Below are 16308 nucleotides of genomic sequence, written 5' to 3'. Positions count from 1 at the left end.
GGGTAGGGATTGAAACAATGCAGGACATTCTAATGCTCACTCTCTACCCTAGCAACGCGCCAATTTCGTACACCATCACGATCGCGCATGCCGATCAGCGCGCGGCGGCCGCGAATTCGAGATAACGTTGGTGCAATGCGTCGACTTCGGCGGCGAGCGCATCGGGTGTCGTCGCGTCGTTGACGATCACGTCGTCGGCCGCCGCGAGACGCGCTTCGCGTGTCGCCTGCCTTGCGATGATCGCTTCGACCTGCTCACGCGTGAAACCATTGCGCCGCATCACGCGCGCAATCTGCGTTTCTACGGAACAGTCGACGACGAGCACACGATTGCTGCGCGCCTTCCAATTACCTGACTCCACGAGCAGCGGTACGACGTAGATCACGTACGGGCCCTGCGCTTCGCCAGCTTCGCGATCGGTCTCGGCGCGGATCAGCGGATGCGTGATCGCTTCGAGACGCCGGCGTGCATCGTCGTCGCTGAAAATCAGTGCGCGCATCCTGGCGCGATCGAGCGAGCCGTCGGCCGCGACGAAATCCGGCCCGAATGCGTGCTCGATCGCCGGCATCGCGAGACCGGCCGGAGCAGTGATGCGGTGCGCGATCAGATCCGTATCGACGAGCGATGCGCCGCGCGCGGCGAACAGGTCGGCGACGGTCGTCTTGCCGCTGCCGATGCCGCCGGTGAGTCCTATTGCAAACATGTGAGCCTCCGCCGGGCCGCCACAACGACGCGAATCGCCTCGCCTCGACGCAGCGAACGATGCGAATGCGGGCGGCGTGTCATGTCAGCCGCCGAGCGCCGAATAAAAAGGGGTACCGAAAAACAGTGTCGCGACGCCGCCTGCTGCCAGGAACGGACCGAACGGAATCGGCTCCTCGAAGCGCATGCGGCCGCGCCACGTCGCGATGAGCCCGACGATCGCGCCCGTCACCGCGGCGAACAGCACGACCTGCGGCAGTGCGGCCCAGCCCATCCATGCGCCGAGCGCGGCGAGCAGCTTCAGGTCGCCGAAGCCGATGCCTTCGATCCCGCGCAACCATTTGAACAGCCAGTAGATCGACCACAGGAACAGGTAGCCGACCATCGCACCGACCACGGCTGAACGCAGCGACGTGAACGTGCCGCCGAGGTTCAGTGCGAGTCCGGCCCAGAGCAGCGGCAGCGTCATCGAATCGGGCAGGTAGCCGGTCCGAATGTCGATCGCGCTCATCGCCAGCAACGCGGCGCATAAACCGAACGCGGCGAATGCGGCGCCGGTGGGGCCGAACGCGGCGAGCGAACCGGCGGCGAGCAGCGCGCCCGCGAGTTCGACGAGCGGATAGCGCACGCCGATCGCGTGGCCGCACTGCCGGCAGCGCCCGCGCAATATCAGATAGCTCGCGAGCGGGATGTTCTCCCACGCGCGCAGCACGTGGCCGCAATGCGGGCATGCACTGCGCGGGCGCCACAGATCGTAGTGAGCCGGATAGCCGTCGTCGGGTGCGGCACGCGTGTTGCCGGTCGCTTCGGCGATTTCCGCTTCCCACGCTCGCTGCATCATCACCGGAATCCGGTGCACGACCACGTTGACGAAACTGCCGACGCACAGACCGAGGACGACGGCGAACGCGTACCGTACCGCGGGCGGCAGCAACGCCAGCGCGAGCAGCGTGCTGTCGGGTGAATCGAAAACGGTGTACAGGGGCGCGGGCGTCATGGGCTCGGGTTGGAACTTTAAAGGCGACAGAGTCGGTTGCGATGCTACACCACGTTGCCGAGCTGAAGGATGGGCAGATACATTGCGATGACGAGGCCGCCGACGAGTGCGCCCAGCACGATCACGATCAGCGGCTCGCCGAGCGCTGCGATCGCGTCGAGGCGAGCGTCGAGCTGGCGTTCGCATAGCGTCGCGATGTCGGCAAGCATCGTGTCGAGCGCGCCGGTTTCCTCGGCGACGGCGATCGGCTGTACCACGTCGTCGGGGAAGCAACCTGCTTCTTGCATCGCGTCGGCAAGACGCGCGCCGCGCAGCACGCGTACCGCGATGCGCGCGGTGGCCTGTTCGAACACCGGGTGGCCGGCCGTGCGTTCGAGCGTCGCGAAGGCATCGGCGAGCGGTACGCCGGCGCCAAGCAATGTCGCCAGCGAGCGACACCAGCGCGCGGCCTCGAACCGCCTGAGTGCGCTGCCGAAGAATGGCGCATCCAGCAGGCGCCGCGCGAGCGCGTAGCGCAGCGCCGCCGAGCGTCGCAGCGCGTGATGTGCCGCAAGCCCCGCCGCTGCCGCGGCGGCGGCGAACGTGCCGCCCCATGCCGCCGTCGCGGATGACAGCGCGAGCAGGGCACGGGTCGGCGCCGGCAGCGCCGCGCCGAAGCCGTCGAAGATCTGCCGGAACGTCGGTACGACCCACACCATCAACGCGGCCGAGATCGCGAGCGCGAACAGGATGACGGCAGCCGGGTAGGCCAGCGCGATCCGCAGCTTGCGCCACTGGGCATCCGCACGTTCGCGATGCTCTGCGACACGCGTCAGGACGGTAGCGAGCGCACCCGATGCTTCGCCGACTTCGATCAGTTGCCGATACAGCGTGCCGAACTGGGACGGATAGCGTGCGAGTGCGGCGGCGAAGCGCTGGCCGCCGACGATTTCGCGCGCGAGGCCCGCCGCGATGCGCGGCAGCCCGTCACGCGTGCGCGTGCGGGCGAGCATGTCGAGCGACGGCGCGAGCGGCAGTCCGGCTTGCAGCAGGCTTGCAAGCTGGCGCGTGAAGCGCGTGACGTCTCGTGCGCCGGCTGCTGGCGGCCGGGCCGTGCCACGCACGTCGAGTGCCAGCACCGCGATGCCGTCGCGCGAGAGCGCCGTGCGCGCTGCGGCCGGATCGAATGCGATGACGATTCCGCTGCATCGCGTGCCGTCGCGGCGACGACCGCGCCACCTGAAGCGGGTTTCGGAAGGCGGCGTGCGCATTGCGATTACGCGTCCGGGGTCGCGGCGAGTGCTTCTGCCATGCTCGTCGTGCCGTCGCGAACGTGCGCGAGCGCGGCATCGCGCAGGCCGAGCACGCCCTCGGCCGCCGCGCATTGCGCGAGCGCCCCGACACTCGCGCGCGCCACGATGCGCTCTGCCATCTCCGCTGAAACCGGCATCGTCTGATGCAGGCCGATCCGGCCGCGATAACCGATGCCGTGACAGGCGGCACAACCCCGCGCGACGAACGGGCGCCAACCGGATTCCAGGGCCGCCGAATCGCAGCCGGCTTCACGCAGCACGCACGCGGGTGCGTCGGAGCGCACACGACACGCGATGCACAGACGCCGAACGAGGCGCTGCGCGGTGACGAGGCGCAACGCGGCCGCGAGGTTGTACGGCGCGACACCGATGTCGAGCAGTCGCGCGACGGCGGCCGGCGCGTCGTTCGTATGCAGTGTCGACAGCACGAGGTGGCCCGTCTGCGCGGCCTTGATCGCGACGTCGGCCGTCTCCGCATCGCGAATCTCGCCGACCATGATGACGTCCGGGTCCTGCCGCAGCAGCGCGCGCAACGCGGTCGCGAAGGTGAGGCCGGCCTTCTCGACGACGCCGACCTGGTTGATGCCGTCGAGCTGGATCTCGGCCGGATCCTCGACCGTGCATACATTGTGTGCGTCGCGGTCGAGCATCTGCAGCGCGCAGTAGAGCGACAGCGTTTTGCCGCTGCCGGTCGGCCCGGTGACGAGCACGAGGCCGTGCGGTGCGCGTATCGCAACCTCCATTGCAGCCGCCTGCCGTGCGTCGAAGCCGAGGCGCGCGAGCGTGAGGTCGGGCGGCAGGGTTTCCAGGCGACGCAGCACGAGTTTCTCGCCGAACAGCGTGGGCAGAGAGCTGACCCGATAGTCGCCCCGCATGCCGGCGTCGACCGCAATGCGCAGTCGACCGTCCTGTGGGAGCCGGCGTTCGGCGATGTCCATACGCGCGAGCACCTTGATCCGCGTGACGAGTGCGTCGCGCAGGTGAGCGGGCGGTCGCGCATGTTCATGGAGTACGCCGTCGATGCGCAGACGGATGCGCCAGCCGGATTCGAACGGTTCGACGTGGATGTCGGATGCATCGCGCACGCGGGCTGCGTGAAGCGTGTCGGTCAGCAACCGGACGGCGGGAGAATCGTCGAGCTGCGCCGCATCGAGCGGGCGGGCGCGCGATGCGGGCAACGTGTCGGGGGGAGCAGGCGACCGCTCGGTATGCAGCGGCGCCGCGGGAGAATTGAAATGCATGTGAGCCGGCGTGTCGGACGCCTGTTGATCGTGACCGGTAAATGATCGCGGATCGTCGGCGGCGCCGGCAGTCGACCGTTCGGCTAGTGCGCGGCGGCGCGTGCGCGCGTGCCGCGCGGCTTGAAGAGTTTGACGGTGCGCACGGCCTGATCGTCGCTGCGCATCACCTCGAGCATCACGTCGCGGATTTTCAGGCACACGTCGCCTTCCGGAATTTCCTCGAGGATTTCGAGGATCAGGCCGTTCAGCGTTTTCGGCCCGTCGGTCGGCAGTTGCAGGTGCAGCCAGCGGTTCAGTTCGCGCAGTGGCATGCTGGCGGCGACGATACATTCGCCGTTCTCGTCCCAGCCGCCCGCGCGCTCGCTGCGCGGCATCGACGTCGTGAATTCGCCGATCAGTTCCTCGATGATGTCCTCGGGCGTGACGAGGCCTTCGAGTTCGCCGTACTCGTTGACGACGAGCGCGGTACGTTGCCTGCTTTCCTGGAAATACTGGAGCTGCTGAACGACCGGCGTGCCCGACGGCACGTAGTACGGTTCGGCGAGCAGCGTGCGCAGCGTTTCGCGGTCGAAATCCTGGTTGTGCAGCGCGGTGAGCGTCTTGCGCACGTGCAGCACGCCGAGCACCTTGTCGATGTCGCCCTCGTACACGATCAACCGGTTGTGATAGCAGGTCTCGAGCTGGTGCAGGACGTCGTCGAGCGGCGCGTAGAAGTTGAGCGACTCGATCTGGCGGCGCGGCACCATCACGTCGTCGACGGTGATGTTTTCGAGGTCGAACAGGTTGAGCAGGATGCTGCGGTGCTTGGTCGGCATGAAACTGCTCGACTCGAGCACGATCGCGCGCAGCTCGTCGGCCGACATCCGCTGGTCGCGGCCCTTCTTCGTGTTGATGCGCAGCACCCAGAGCACGCCGTTCGCGAGTGCATTGACGAACCAGACGACCGGCTTGAACACGCGCATGAGCGGCGCGATCACGAGGCTCGCAGGTAGCGCGATGCGCTCGGGATAGGTCGCGCCGACGATCTTCGGCGCGATTTCCGCGAACACGATGATCAGGAACGCGACGACACCGGTCGCGATCGACAGCGCGAGGTTGTTACGGCCGAACGTATGCAGCGCGAGCGACGTCGTCAGAACCGGGATGATCGTGTTGAACAGGTTGTTGCCGATCAGGATCACGCTGAGCAGCAGGTCGGTGCGGGTGAGCAGGCCCTGCGTGGTCTTCGCGCCGAGCACGCCCTGGCCGGCGAGATGCTTCAACCGGTGACGGTTGAGCGCCATCATCGCGGTCTCGGAAATGGAAAAGAAGCTGGAGCAGAGGAGAAGCAGGAAGACGGCGCTGATTTGCGCCCATAAGGGAATTTGGTCCACGCGTCGGAAAGGGCAGTGAAGGACAGGAATGGAGGGAATATAGCAGAGGCCAGTGGCCGGGATGTGTCGCACATGGCGCGACGGCCCGTGCGAACGGGCAAAAAAAAACCGTGCACATGGTGCACGGTTTTTTCAAAATCTGGTCGGGGTGAGAGGATTCGAACCTCCGGCCTCTACGTCCCGAACGTAGCGCTCTACCAGGCTAAGCTACACCCCGATTTTTTGCCCTTCCAACTTCGCAGTTTTCGTTTAGATCGCTGCGTCGTCTCAAGCAAGAACGTAACTATAACGATGTTTTTTCCAAAATGGAATACCTTGATGAAGAAATTTTTCGAGACAAGGTATCGCCTTCGATTCGCGGCGCGTTTACGACTGCCGCGACGTCGAGTACGAGCACAGCTCGAGCAGGCTTTCCTTGTAGATCGAATCCGGGAACGCGGTGATCGCGGCCGCCGCGGCCTGTGCTTCCTGGCGTGCGCATTCGAGCGTATGGTCGAGCGCACCCGAACGTGTGATCGCGTCGAAAATCGTATCGAAGCGATCGGTGCCGCCCTGTTCGATCGCTTCGCGGGCGAGCGCGGACTGTTCGGGCGTGCCGCGTTCGATCAAATAGATGAGCGGCAGCGTCGGCTTGCCTTCGCGCAGATCGTCGCCGGCGTTCTTGCCCATCGCCTCGGCCGTGCCCGCGTAGTCGAGCCAGTCGTCCATGATCTGGAATGCGGTGCCGATGCGGCGGCCATACTCGGCCGCGGCAGCTTCGGTCGGCGCATCGGCGCCCGAGAGCACTGCGCCCAGTCGTGCCGATGCTTCGAACAGCTTCGCGGTCTTGTAGCGGATCACCTGCATGTAGCGCGTCTCGTCGACGTCCGCATCGTGCATGTTGAGAAGCTGCAGCACTTCGCCTTCGGAAATGATCGTCGTCGCTTCCGACAGGATCTCCATCACGCGCATCTTGCCGACGCCGACCATCATCTCGAACGAGCGCGAATAGAGATAGTCGCCTACCAGCACGCTTGCCGCGTTGCCGAACAGCGCGTTGGCCGTCTGGCGACCGCGGCGCAGTTCGGACTCGTCGACGACGTCGTCATGCAGCAGCGTGGCGGTGTGGATGAACTCGACGACGGCAGCCAGCACGTGCCGCTGGTGCGACGTCTCGCCGAGCGCGCCGGCGACGAGCAGCAGCAGGGCCGGACGCAGCCGCTTGCCGCCCGCACCGATGATGTACTCGGCGATCTGGTTGATCAGCAGTACGTCGGACGCGAGGCTTTGCCGGATAACGCGATTCACCTGCTCCATGTCGCTTGCGATCGGAGCGAGCAGGTGGGCGGCGCTGAGGGTGGGGGAGGCGGTGGACGACGACATGATGATCGAAATGGGTGATGCGGCGGATTATAAGTCGAATCCGAGATATCCCGGTCTGCCGGACGCGCCGCAGCCGCGATTTTGGCCGTCTGGCCAGGGCTTGCACGCGGCAATCGCGGATCGGTTTTGACTTCGGTGCTAACCCCATGTATAATCACGTGTTTTCCGCGCGTGGTGTGCGGAAAAATTGGATCCAGAGTGAGGTTCTCAATGTACGCGGTCATAAAAACCGGCGGCAAGCAGTACAAAGTTGCCGTTGGCGAAAAACTCAAAGTAGAACAGATACCGGCTGACATTGACGCTGAAATCACGCTCGACCAGGTTCTCGCAGTGGGCGAAGGCGAATCGATTAAGTTCGGTGCGCCGCTGGTCAGTGGGGCTTCCGTCAAGGCCACCGTTGTGTCGCACGGTCGTCATGCCAAGGTCACCATCTTCAAGATGCGTCGCCGGAAGCACTACCAAAAGCACGGCGGCCACCGCCAGAACTACACTGAGCTGCGCATCGACGCGATCAACGCGTAAGCGCCTCGGTAAAGGAGCAATCAGATGGCACACAAAAAGGCAGGCGGCTCTTCCCGGAACGGCCGCGACTCCGAGTCGAAACGTCTCGGCGTGAAGGTGTACGGCGGCCAGGCAATCAACGCGGGCGGCATCATCGTGCGTCAGCGCGGCACCCGCATGCACGCTGGCGAGAACGTCGGCATGGGCAAGGATCACACCTTGTTCGCGCTGGTCGACGGTCACGTCAAGTTCGCGACCAAGGGCGCGGACAAGAAGCATCTGGTCATCGTTGTCCCGGCGGCTGCCTAAGTTCAGGCACCCAAGGGCTTCGTAGCCGAAAGGCCCCGCAGTCTTCGCGGGGCCTTTTTTTATTTGGCCGCCGGGCGCATGTGCGCGCCGGTGGTTGTCGCCCAACCGGCGGGCAATCGGCCGAACGGCAGATTGTCCAAGCGCGCCGGCGCGCGGCACAATAGCGGTAATACTGGTCGGAGTAACGAATGAAGTTCATTGACGAAGCACGAATCGAAGTCATCGCCGGCGACGGAGGCGATGGCAGCGCGTCGATGCGCCGCGAGAAATTCGTTCCGTTCGGCGGGCCGGACGGCGGAGACGGCGGCCGGGGCGGAAACGTCTACGCGATCGCCGACCGCAACATCAACACGCTGATCGACTACCGTTACGCGAAGAAGCATCTCGCACGCAACGGCGAAAACGGTCGCGGCTCCGATTGCTACGGCAAGGGCGGCGACGACATCACGCTGCGCATGCCGGTCGGCACGGTCGTCACGGACATGGACACGGGCGAGCTGATCGCCGACCTGACCGAGCACGACCAGCAGGTGATGCTCGCGAAGGGCGGTTCCGGCGGCCTCGGCAACCTGCATTTCAAGTCGAGCACGAACCGTGCGCCGCGCCAGAAGACCGACGGCAAGCCCGGCGAGCGACGCATGCTGCGGCTGGAACTGAAGGTGCTCGCCGACGTCGGGCTGCTCGGCATGCCGAACGCCGGCAAGTCGACGTTCATCTCGTCGGTGTCGAATGCGAAGCCGAAAATCGCCGATTATCCGTTCACGACGCTCGCGCCGAATCTCGGCGTCGTGCGGGTTGGCCCGAGCAAGAGTTTCGTGATTGCGGATATCCCGGGGCTGATCGAGGGTGCCGCCGAAGGCGCGGGCCTTGGTCACCAGTTCCTGCGCCACCTGCAGCGCACCGGCGTGCTGTTGCACCTCGTCGATCTGGCCCCGTTCGATGAAAACGTCGATCCGGTCGCGGAAGCGACGGCGATCGTCGGCGAACTGCGCAAGTACGACGAGGCGCTCTACGAGAAGCCGCGGTGGCTCGTGCTGAACAAGCTCGACATGGTGCCGGAAGACGAGCGCAAGGCGCGCGTTGCCGATTTCCTCGAACGTTTCGGCTGGGACGGCCCGGTATTCGAAATCTCGGCACTCACGGGTCAGGGCTGCGAAGCGCTCTGCTACGCGATCTACGACTACCTCGCCGAGCATTCGGAAGCGCACCGCGTGGCGGAGGAGGAAGATCTGGCCGCGGACGTGCGGTTCCGCGATGCGCCGCCAGCCGATGGCGGCACGACGCCCGGCGGCGACGCCTGAGCGGCTCCGACATGCACCGGGCGCGCGGCCCGGTGCCGGAATTTAATCGCGCATCAGATACAGGAGACAGCGCACGATGCGTTCGATCATCGCGGATTCGAAGCGACTGGTGGTGAAGGTGGGCTCCAGCCTCGTGACCAACGACGGCAAGGGACTCGATCATGCTGCAATCGGCCGCTGGGCTGCCCAGATCGCCGCGCTGCGCGCTCAGGGCAAGGAAGTGGTGCTCGTCAGTTCGGGGGCGATTGCCGAAGGGATGCAGCGGCTCGGGTGGAGTAAGCGCCCGCGCGAGATCGACGAGCTGCAGGCGGCCGCTGCTGTCGGCCAGATGGGGCTCGCGCAAGTCTATGAGAGCCGCTTTACCGAGCACGATATCCGCACCGCGCAGATCCTGCTCACGCACGCCGACCTGGCCGATCGCGAGCGCTACCTGAATGCCCGCTCGACGCTGCTTACGCTGTTGCGGCTCGGCGTCGTGCCGATCATCAACGAGAACGACACGGTCGTCACCGATGAAATCAAGTTCGGCGACAACGACACGCTCGGTGCGCTGGTCGCGAACCTGATCGAAGGCGATGCGCTGATCATCCTGACCGACCAGTCGGGGCTGTTCACCGCCGATCCGCGCAAGGATCCGAACGCGACGCTGGTCGCGGAAGCCAGCGCCGGCGCGCCGGAACTCGAGGCGATGGCGGGCGGCGCAGGCTCGAGCCTCGGCCGTGGCGGGATGCTCACGAAGATCCTGGCGGCAAAGCGCGCGGCGCACAGCGGCGCGAACACCGTGATCGCGAGCGGGCGGGAGCCCGACGTGCTGGTGCGGCTTTCCGCGGGCGAGGCGATCGGCACGCAGCTGATCGCGCGCACTGCACGGATGGCGGCGCGCAAACAGTGGATGGCCGATCATCTGCAGGTGCGCGGGCACGTCGTGATCGATGCGGGTGCGGTCGAGAAACTGACCGGCGGCGGCAAGAGCCTGCTGCCGATCGGCGTGACTGGCGTGCAGGGCGCGTTCGCGCGAGGCGAGGTGATCGCGTGCGTCGGTCCGGACGGGCGCGAAGTGGCGCGTGGCCTCACGAACTACAGCAGCGCGGAAACGAAGCTGATTCACCGCAAGCCGAGCGGCGAGATCGAGACGGTCCTCGGCTACATGCTGGAGCCCGAGCTGATTCACCGCGACAACCTCGTACTGGTGTAACCGCTCGGCCTGGCATCGGCAAACGACAAAAAAGCCCGCATTGCGCGGGCTTTTTCATTGCGGCGGCCAGCGGCCAGATGTCCCGTGCCGCTCGGTCAGTGCAACTGGCTCATCGCGGTACGGTGGAACCGGACGTTCTCCAGAATCTGCTGGGTCGAGCCCTGCGGCATCTTGTTCGAGCAGAAGTAGTCCTGGTAGAGCGCGGCGTGATACGCATTCAGCTCGCCGTTCTCGATGCGGCGCCAGTCGTTCTCGACCGTGCGGTCCCAGCCGTCGTGATCCGAATTCAGGCCCGCGTACTGGCGCCATTCATAGGTGTCGCAGCGGATGCCTTCGTAGTTCACGTTGCGCGCGCCGGCCGGGCTCGTGATGACGACCGCATATCGCACGACGCCGTCGGTGCCGACCGCGAGCGACTTCGCATCGATGGCGAACTTGAGCGGCGTGTTCTGCGACACGTTGAATGGCAGCAGGTCACCTGCTTGCGGCAGCGCAGGCAGCGTATCGACCGGGTTCTCCTTCCAGTTGCCCTGGCGGTCCAGCAGATACACGAAGGCGCTGTCATCCTTGTTGGTCGGCGTCTTCGAATTCGCGCAGCCGGCCAGTGCCGCCGCTGCGGCGATCGATGCGAGCGCGAGAGCAATCGCTTTCAATATGCATTCCTCGTAAAAAAAGGGCGCGACACCAAGGTCGCGCCCGGTCATGCAGTCCGACTCGTCACTTGCCGATGATCACCTGGGGCGGCAGCTCGTCGAGCGTGCTCGCGTCCATTTCGATCTCCGAACAAACCACCGATGTGTCGACAATCGTCAGCGTCTGCTGGACCTGCGTGCCGATCACGCGCGGATAGCGCGACGGACGCGGCCCACGCGGCTTGTCGGCTCGCTGCGCCGGGCGGCGCAGGAAGCGTGACAGTTCCGTCAGCGCCAACTGATAGACATCCCGCTTGAACTCGATCACCGCATCGAGCGGCACCCAGTACTCGTTCCAGCGCCACGCATCGAACTCCGGGTGGTCGGTCGCGCGCAAGCAAATGTCGCAATCGCGTCCGACCATCCGCAGCAGGAACCAGATCTGCTTCTGGCCGCGGTAATGTCCGCGTACTTCGCGTTTGATGAACTTGTCAGGCACCTCGTAACGCAACCAGTCGCGAGTGCGGCCGATTATCTTGACGTGTTCCGGGTGCAGGCCGGTTTCCTCGTGCAGCTCCCGGTACATCGCCTGCATGGGGGTCTCGCCATACTTGATCCCACCTTGAGGAAACTGCCAGGAATGCTCGCGGAGCCGCTTGCCCCAAAACACCTCGTTGCGCGCGTTCAAGAGGATGATGCCGACGTTCGGGCGAAAGCCTTCACGATCCAGCATACAACCACCTTCGAATCCTTTAAAATTGCTTTGATTATAAACAGATAACGGGCGCTGCGCACCGTGACGGAGCGAATCCGCCCGGGGTGCATCGGCTGAATTGTCCCTGATTTGTCTGCTACGTCATCTGCGCCATCGCCGTTCGTCGCGCGCAGCTTTTTCACCTTGAAACTTTTTCGGGCGCCCCGCCTGGGGCGCCGTATTTGGAACCGTCCGCATGAAAGCTTCCCGTTTCTTTATCGGCACCCTCAAAGAAGCACCGGCCGACGCAGAGATCGTCAGCCACAAGCTGATGGTGCGCGCCGGCATGATCCGTCGTGTCGCCGGCGGCATCTATAACTACCTGCCGGTCGGCCTGCGCTCGATTCGCAAGGTCGAGGCGATCGTGCGCGAGGAAATGAACCGGGCAGGCGCCATCGAGCTGCTGATGCCGGCCGTGCAACCGGCCGAGCTGTGGCAGGAATCGGGGCGCTGGGAGCAGTACGGCCCCGAGCTGCTGCGCTTCAAGGACCGCAAGGACAACGACTTCGTGATCGGGCCGACGCACGAGGAAGTCGTCACCGATATCGCGCGCAACCAGATCAAGAGCTACCGGCAGATGCCGGTGAACTTCTATCAGATCCAGACGAAGTTCCGCGACGAGATCCGTCCGCGTTTCGGCGTGATGCGCGGCCGCGAATTCATCATGAAGGACGCGTATTCGTTCGACAAGGACGCAGCCGGCCTGAACGAGTCGTATCGCAAGATGTACGACGCGTACGTGCGCATCTTTACGCGCCTGGGTCTCGAGTTCCGTGCGGTCGCGGCCGACAGCGGCTCGATCGGCGGCAACTTCTCGCACGAGTTCCACGTGATCGCCGATACCGGCGAGGACGCGATCGCCTACTGCCCGACGTCCGAGTTCGCGGCGAACATCGAGGCGGCAGAAGCGCTGCCGCTGGTCGCGGAGCGCGCGGCGCCGGCCGAAGCGATGGAAAAGGTCGCGACGCCCGGCAAGGCGAAGTGCGAAGCCGTCGCCGAGCTGCTGGCGATCCCGCTCGAGCGTACGATCAAGTCGATCGTGCTGGCCACCGACAACGAAGGCGCCGAGCCGACCATCTGGCTCGTGATGCTGCGCGGCGACCATGACCTGAACGAGATCAAGGTGTCGAAGCTGCCGGGTCTGAAGAACCACCGCTTCGCGACCGAGCAGGAAATCGTCGAGTGGTTCGGCACGCCGCCGGGCTATCTCGGCCCGGTCGGCACGAAGAAGCCGGTGAAGGTGATCGCCGATCGCACGGTCGCGAACATGAGCGACTTCGTTGTCGGTGCGAACGAGGTCGACTATCACATCGCGGGTGTGAACTGGGGCCGCGACCTGCCGGAGCCGGACGTCGCCGACGTGCGCAACGTGAAGAAGGGCGATCCGTCGCCGGACGGCAAGGGCACGATCGACATCTGCCGCGGCATCGAAGTCGGTCACGTGTTTCAGCTCGGCACCAAGTACTCGGAAGCGCTGGGCGCGACGTTCCTCGACGAGTCGGGCAAGCCGCAGCCGATGCTGATGGGTTGCTACGGCGTCGGCGTCACGCGCATTCTGGGCGCGGCGATTGAACAGAACTTCGACGACAAGGGCATCATCTGGCCCGAGTCGATCGCACCGTTCGAAATCGTGCTGTGCCCGATGGGCTACGACCGTAGCGACATGGTTCGCGAGGCGGCCGACAAGCTGTACGCGGAGCTGACGGCGGCCGGCATCGACGTGATCCTCGACGATCGCGGCGAGCGCCCGGGCGTGATGTTCGCCGACTGGGAGCTGATCGGCGTGCCGCATCGCCTGGTGATCGGCGAGCGCGGCCTGAAGGAAGGCAAGATCGAGTACCAGGGCCGCCGCGATGCCGAAGCGACGCTGCTGCCGGCCGACACGGCTGCGGCCACGGTGACGGAGAAGATCCGCGCCGCGCTCGCGCGTTGATCGCGGCAATCGGGGGACACGGTGGAATACACCTTCCTGTCGGCCACCGTGCTCCTCGTGCTGATCACGGATCCGCTCGGTAACATCCCGCTGTTCATTTCGGCGATGCGGGACGTGCCGCGCGAGCGGCGCGTGAAGCTGATCCTGCGTGAAGTGGGGATCGCGTTCGTGATCCTGCTGTTCTTCATGGTGGTCGGCGACCGCTTCCTGCGGATGATGAGTCTCACCGACCTGTCGCTGCGGCTCGGCGGCGGGATCGTGCTGTTCCTGATCGCGCTGCGGATGATCTTTCCGCATCCGGACGGCGCGCTCGGCAGCGATCCGCGCGCGGGTGGCGAACCGTTCATCGTGCCGCTCGCGATTCCGGCGCTGGCCGGCCCGTCGGCACTCGCGACGGTGATGCTGCTGACGTCGCAGGCGCCGGGCAAGATGCTCGAGTGGGTCGGCGCGCTGACGGTCACGATGATCGTCTGTGCGATCACGCTGGTATTGGCCGAACGGATCCAGCAATGGCTCGGCGAGCGAACCGTCGCGGCGTTCGAGCGGCTGATGGGTCTCGTGCTAGTCGCGATCTCGGTCGAGATGCTGCTGGCCGGCATCCGGGCATTCGTGCACCAGCTGTAACGTCGGCCGCGCAGGCCAAAAAAAGCGGCGCGCCGGGAAACCGGTGCGCCGCTTTTTTATCGTCGGGGCAGGGCGATCAGACGTTCGTGGTCAGCGCACGGATCGTCGGCAGATTGCGCCAGTAACCCTTCGCGTCCATCCCGCAGCCGAACACGTAGCGGTCCGGCACCGAGAAGCCGCAGAAATCGGGGTGCAGCGGCTTCGCCTTCGCGAGCGTCTTCTCGCACAGCACGGCGGACATGAAGCGCTTCGCGCCCATGTCGAGGATGCGGTCGCGGATCGCGGCCATCGTTTCGCCTTCGTCGAGGATGTCGTCGAGTACGAGCACGATCCGGTCCTTCACCGATTCTCGCGGCGCGACGCGCCAGTGCATCTCCGGGCTGCCCTGCGTCGTGTTGCGGTAGCGGGTCAGGTGGATGTAGTCGAACTCCAGCGGGAAATCGAGATGCGGCAGCAGCATCCCGGTAAACACCGCGGCGCCGCCCATCACCGAGAGAACGAGCGGGAACGCGTCGCCGATCTCGGCGCGGATCGCGTCGGCCATCTTGGAGATCGAAGCGTTGACGGCATCGGCCGAGACGATCTCTTCGGAGTGGTCGAAAATGTGGAGGGCTTCTTCGCGGTTCATGTGTTCTGGCGGCCAGTCGGTATACAAACAAGAATGAAGCAGAACGGCCGGCGCGCGCTACGGCAAAAACCCGCGCGCCGGCCGACAGGCGAAATCAGCGCATGCCGGGCATCATGCCCTTCAGGCCGCGCATCATCTTCTGCATGTTGCCGCCCTTCAGCTTCTTCATCATCGTACGCATCTGATCGTACTGGTTCAGCATCCGGTTGACTTCCTGCACCGGCACGCCCGCGCCGGCTGCAATGCGGCGCTTGCGCGTCGCCTTGATGATTTCGGGTTTCGCGCGCTCGGCGGGCGTCATCGAGCTGATGATCCCTTCCATCCGGCGGATCTGCTTCTCGGCCTGGCCCATGTCGGCGCCGGCCGCCGCCTGCTGGAACTGCGCGGGCAGCTTGTCCATCAGCGACGACAGGCCGCCCATGTTCTTCATCTGCGAGATCTGCGCGCGGAAATCGTTCAGGTCGAAGTCGCCGCCTTTCTTTACCTTGTCGGCGAGCTTCTGCGCGGCCTGTACGTCGACGCCGCGCTGCGCTTCCTCGACGAGCGCGAGGATGTCGCCCATGCCGAGGATCCGGTTCGCCATCCGGTCGGGGTGGAACACCTCGAGGCCGTCGAGCTTTTCGGCGACGCCGACGAACTTGATCGGTTTGCCCGTGACGTGACGCACCGACAGCGCCGCACCGCCGCGCGAATCGCCGTCGAGCTTGGTCAGCACGACGCCGGTGAGCGGCAGCGTGTCGTTGAACGCCTTCGCGGTGTTGACCGCGTCCTGGCCGAGCATCGCGTCGACGACGAACAGCGTTTCGGCCGGCTTCAGCGTGCCGTGCAGCGCGGCGATTTCCTGCATCATCGCCTCGTCGATACCGAGACGGCCGGCCGTATCGACGAGCAGCACGTCATGGTAGTGGCGCTTCGCCCAGTCGACGGCGGCGACCGCGATGTCGACGGGCTTCTGGTCCGGTGTCGACGGGAAGAAGTCGGCGCCGACCTGCTCGGTCACCGTTTTCAACTGCATGATCGCGGCCGGGCGATACACGTCGCACGACACCGTCAGCACCTTCTTCTTGTACTTCTCGCGCAGCAGCTTCGCGAGCTTGCCGACGGTCGTGGTCTTGCCGGCACCCTGCAGGCCGGCCATCAGGATCACGGCGGGCGGCGTGACCGCGAGGTTCAGCTCGGCGGCCTTGCCTTCGTAGTCGCCGCCGATCACCGCGGTCAGCTCCTTCTGGACCACGCCGACGAGCGCCTGGCCCGGCGACAGGCTGCTGATCACCTCCTCGCCGAGCGCCTTTTCCTTGACCTTGGCGATGAATTCGCGGACGACGGGCAATGCGACGTCGGCCTCCAGCAGCGCGAGACGCACCTCGCGGAGCATCTCCTGGGTGTTCGCCTCGGTAAGCCGGGCCTCGCCGCGCAGCGTCTTGACGACGCGCGCCATCCGTTGAGTGAGATTGTCGAGCATGG

Annotated in this window: 16 protein-coding genes and 1 tRNA gene; 6 read left to right on the top strand and 11 right to left on the bottom strand. The window is 65.3% G+C overall.

Annotated elements, in window-relative coordinates:
• Positions 1-94: 94 nt before the first annotated feature.
• The 7 genes from coaE to DIE13_RS11315 form a co-directional block, all read right to left on the bottom strand.
• Complete coding sequence (gene coaE / locus DIE13_RS11345) at positions 95-703, bottom strand: dephospho-CoA kinase (protein ID WP_124827219.1); 609 nt, start codon at positions 701-703, stop codon at positions 95-97.
• An 84-nt stretch (positions 704-787) separates the two neighbouring features.
• Positions 788-1699: an A24 family peptidase gene (locus DIE13_RS11340; protein WP_124827218.1), complete on the bottom strand. Its 912-nt coding sequence runs from the start codon at positions 1697-1699 to the stop codon at positions 788-790.
• A gap of 44 nt (positions 1700-1743) precedes the next feature.
• The gene (locus tag DIE13_RS11335; protein WP_124827217.1) at positions 1744-2949 is read right to left on the bottom strand and encodes a type II secretion system F family protein; all 1206 of its coding nucleotides are present in this window, start codon (positions 2947-2949) and stop codon (positions 1744-1746) included.
• Between the two features lie 5 nt (positions 2950-2954).
• A complete protein-coding gene (locus DIE13_RS11330; protein ID WP_124827216.1) occupies positions 2955-4232 on the bottom strand; it encodes a GspE/PulE family protein in 1278 nt (425 codons plus the stop codon).
• A gap of 83 nt (positions 4233-4315) precedes the next feature.
• Positions 4316-5605, bottom strand: a complete 1290-nt coding sequence (locus tag DIE13_RS11325; protein ID WP_124827215.1) for an HlyC/CorC family transporter — start codon at positions 5603-5605, stop codon at positions 4316-4318.
• Positions 5606-5745: 140 nt separating this feature from the next.
• Positions 5746-5822: transfer RNA gene (locus DIE13_RS11320), tRNA-Pro, on the bottom strand.
• A gap of 149 nt (positions 5823-5971) precedes the next feature.
• Positions 5972-6967 (bottom strand): polyprenyl synthetase family protein, encoded by a 996-nt coding sequence (locus DIE13_RS11315; RefSeq protein ID WP_124827214.1) that lies wholly within the window; start codon positions 6965-6967, stop codon positions 5972-5974.
• 210 nt (positions 6968-7177) lie between these two features.
• Between DIE13_RS11315 and rplU the strand changes: the two genes are divergently transcribed.
• The 4 genes from rplU to proB all read left to right on the top strand — a co-directional run bounded on the left by rplU (position 7178) and on the right by proB (position 10273).
• Complete coding sequence (gene rplU, locus DIE13_RS11310; protein WP_027783472.1) at positions 7178-7489, top strand: 50S ribosomal protein L21; 312 nt, start codon at positions 7178-7180, stop codon at positions 7487-7489.
• A 24-nt stretch (positions 7490-7513) separates the two neighbouring features.
• Positions 7514-7777 (top strand): 50S ribosomal protein L27, encoded by a 264-nt coding sequence (gene rpmA / locus DIE13_RS11305; protein WP_006476999.1) that lies wholly within the window; start codon positions 7514-7516, stop codon positions 7775-7777.
• Between the two features lie 188 nt (positions 7778-7965).
• Complete coding sequence (obgE, locus tag DIE13_RS11300; protein WP_124827213.1) at positions 7966-9078, top strand: GTPase ObgE; 1113 nt, start codon at positions 7966-7968, stop codon at positions 9076-9078.
• 76 nt (positions 9079-9154) lie between these two features.
• Positions 9155-10273, top strand: coding sequence for a glutamate 5-kinase (gene proB / locus DIE13_RS11295; protein ID WP_096506192.1), 1119 nt, complete (start codon positions 9155-9157; stop codon positions 10271-10273).
• 95 nt (positions 10274-10368) lie between these two features.
• On the opposite strand, the gene DIE13_RS11290 is transcribed toward proB, so the two are convergent.
• Complete coding sequence (locus DIE13_RS11290; RefSeq protein WP_124827212.1) at positions 10369-10977, bottom strand: CNP1-like family protein; 609 nt, start codon at positions 10975-10977, stop codon at positions 10369-10371.
• A gap of 13 nt (positions 10978-10990) precedes the next feature.
• The gene (locus DIE13_RS11285; RefSeq protein ID WP_096506196.1) at positions 10991-11638 is read right to left on the bottom strand and encodes an RNA pyrophosphohydrolase; all 648 of its coding nucleotides are present in this window, start codon (positions 11636-11638) and stop codon (positions 10991-10993) included.
• A 217-nt stretch (positions 11639-11855) separates the two neighbouring features.
• Here DIE13_RS11285 and DIE13_RS11275 point away from each other — a divergent pair, with 217 nt between their 5' ends.
• Entirely contained in the window at positions 11856-13592 is a 1737-nt protein-coding gene (locus tag DIE13_RS11275; protein ID WP_124827211.1) for a proline--tRNA ligase, read from the top strand.
• A gap of 21 nt (positions 13593-13613) precedes the next feature.
• Complete coding sequence (locus DIE13_RS11270) at positions 13614-14216, top strand: MarC family protein (protein ID WP_048251148.1); 603 nt, start codon at positions 13614-13616, stop codon at positions 14214-14216.
• A gap of 76 nt (positions 14217-14292) precedes the next feature.
• Here DIE13_RS11270 and DIE13_RS11265 read toward each other — a convergent pair whose 3' ends face one another.
• Together DIE13_RS11265 and ffh are read right to left on the bottom strand one after the other, a co-directional pair.
• Positions 14293-14844, bottom strand: a complete 552-nt coding sequence (locus DIE13_RS11265) for a hypoxanthine-guanine phosphoribosyltransferase (protein WP_096506204.1) — start codon at positions 14842-14844, stop codon at positions 14293-14295.
• Between the two features lie 94 nt (positions 14845-14938).
• Positions 14939-16306, bottom strand: a complete 1368-nt coding sequence (ffh, locus tag DIE13_RS11260; RefSeq protein WP_124827210.1) for a signal recognition particle protein — start codon at positions 16304-16306, stop codon at positions 14939-14941.
• Between the last annotated feature and the right edge of the window lie 2 nt (positions 16307-16308).

The organism is Burkholderia sp. Bp9016 (assembly GCF_003857765.1).
Taxonomy (GTDB): domain Bacteria; phylum Pseudomonadota; class Gammaproteobacteria; order Burkholderiales; family Burkholderiaceae; genus Burkholderia.
The sequence above is the reverse complement of the archived record's forward strand: the minus strand, read 5'-3'. Positions and strand labels throughout refer to the sequence as shown.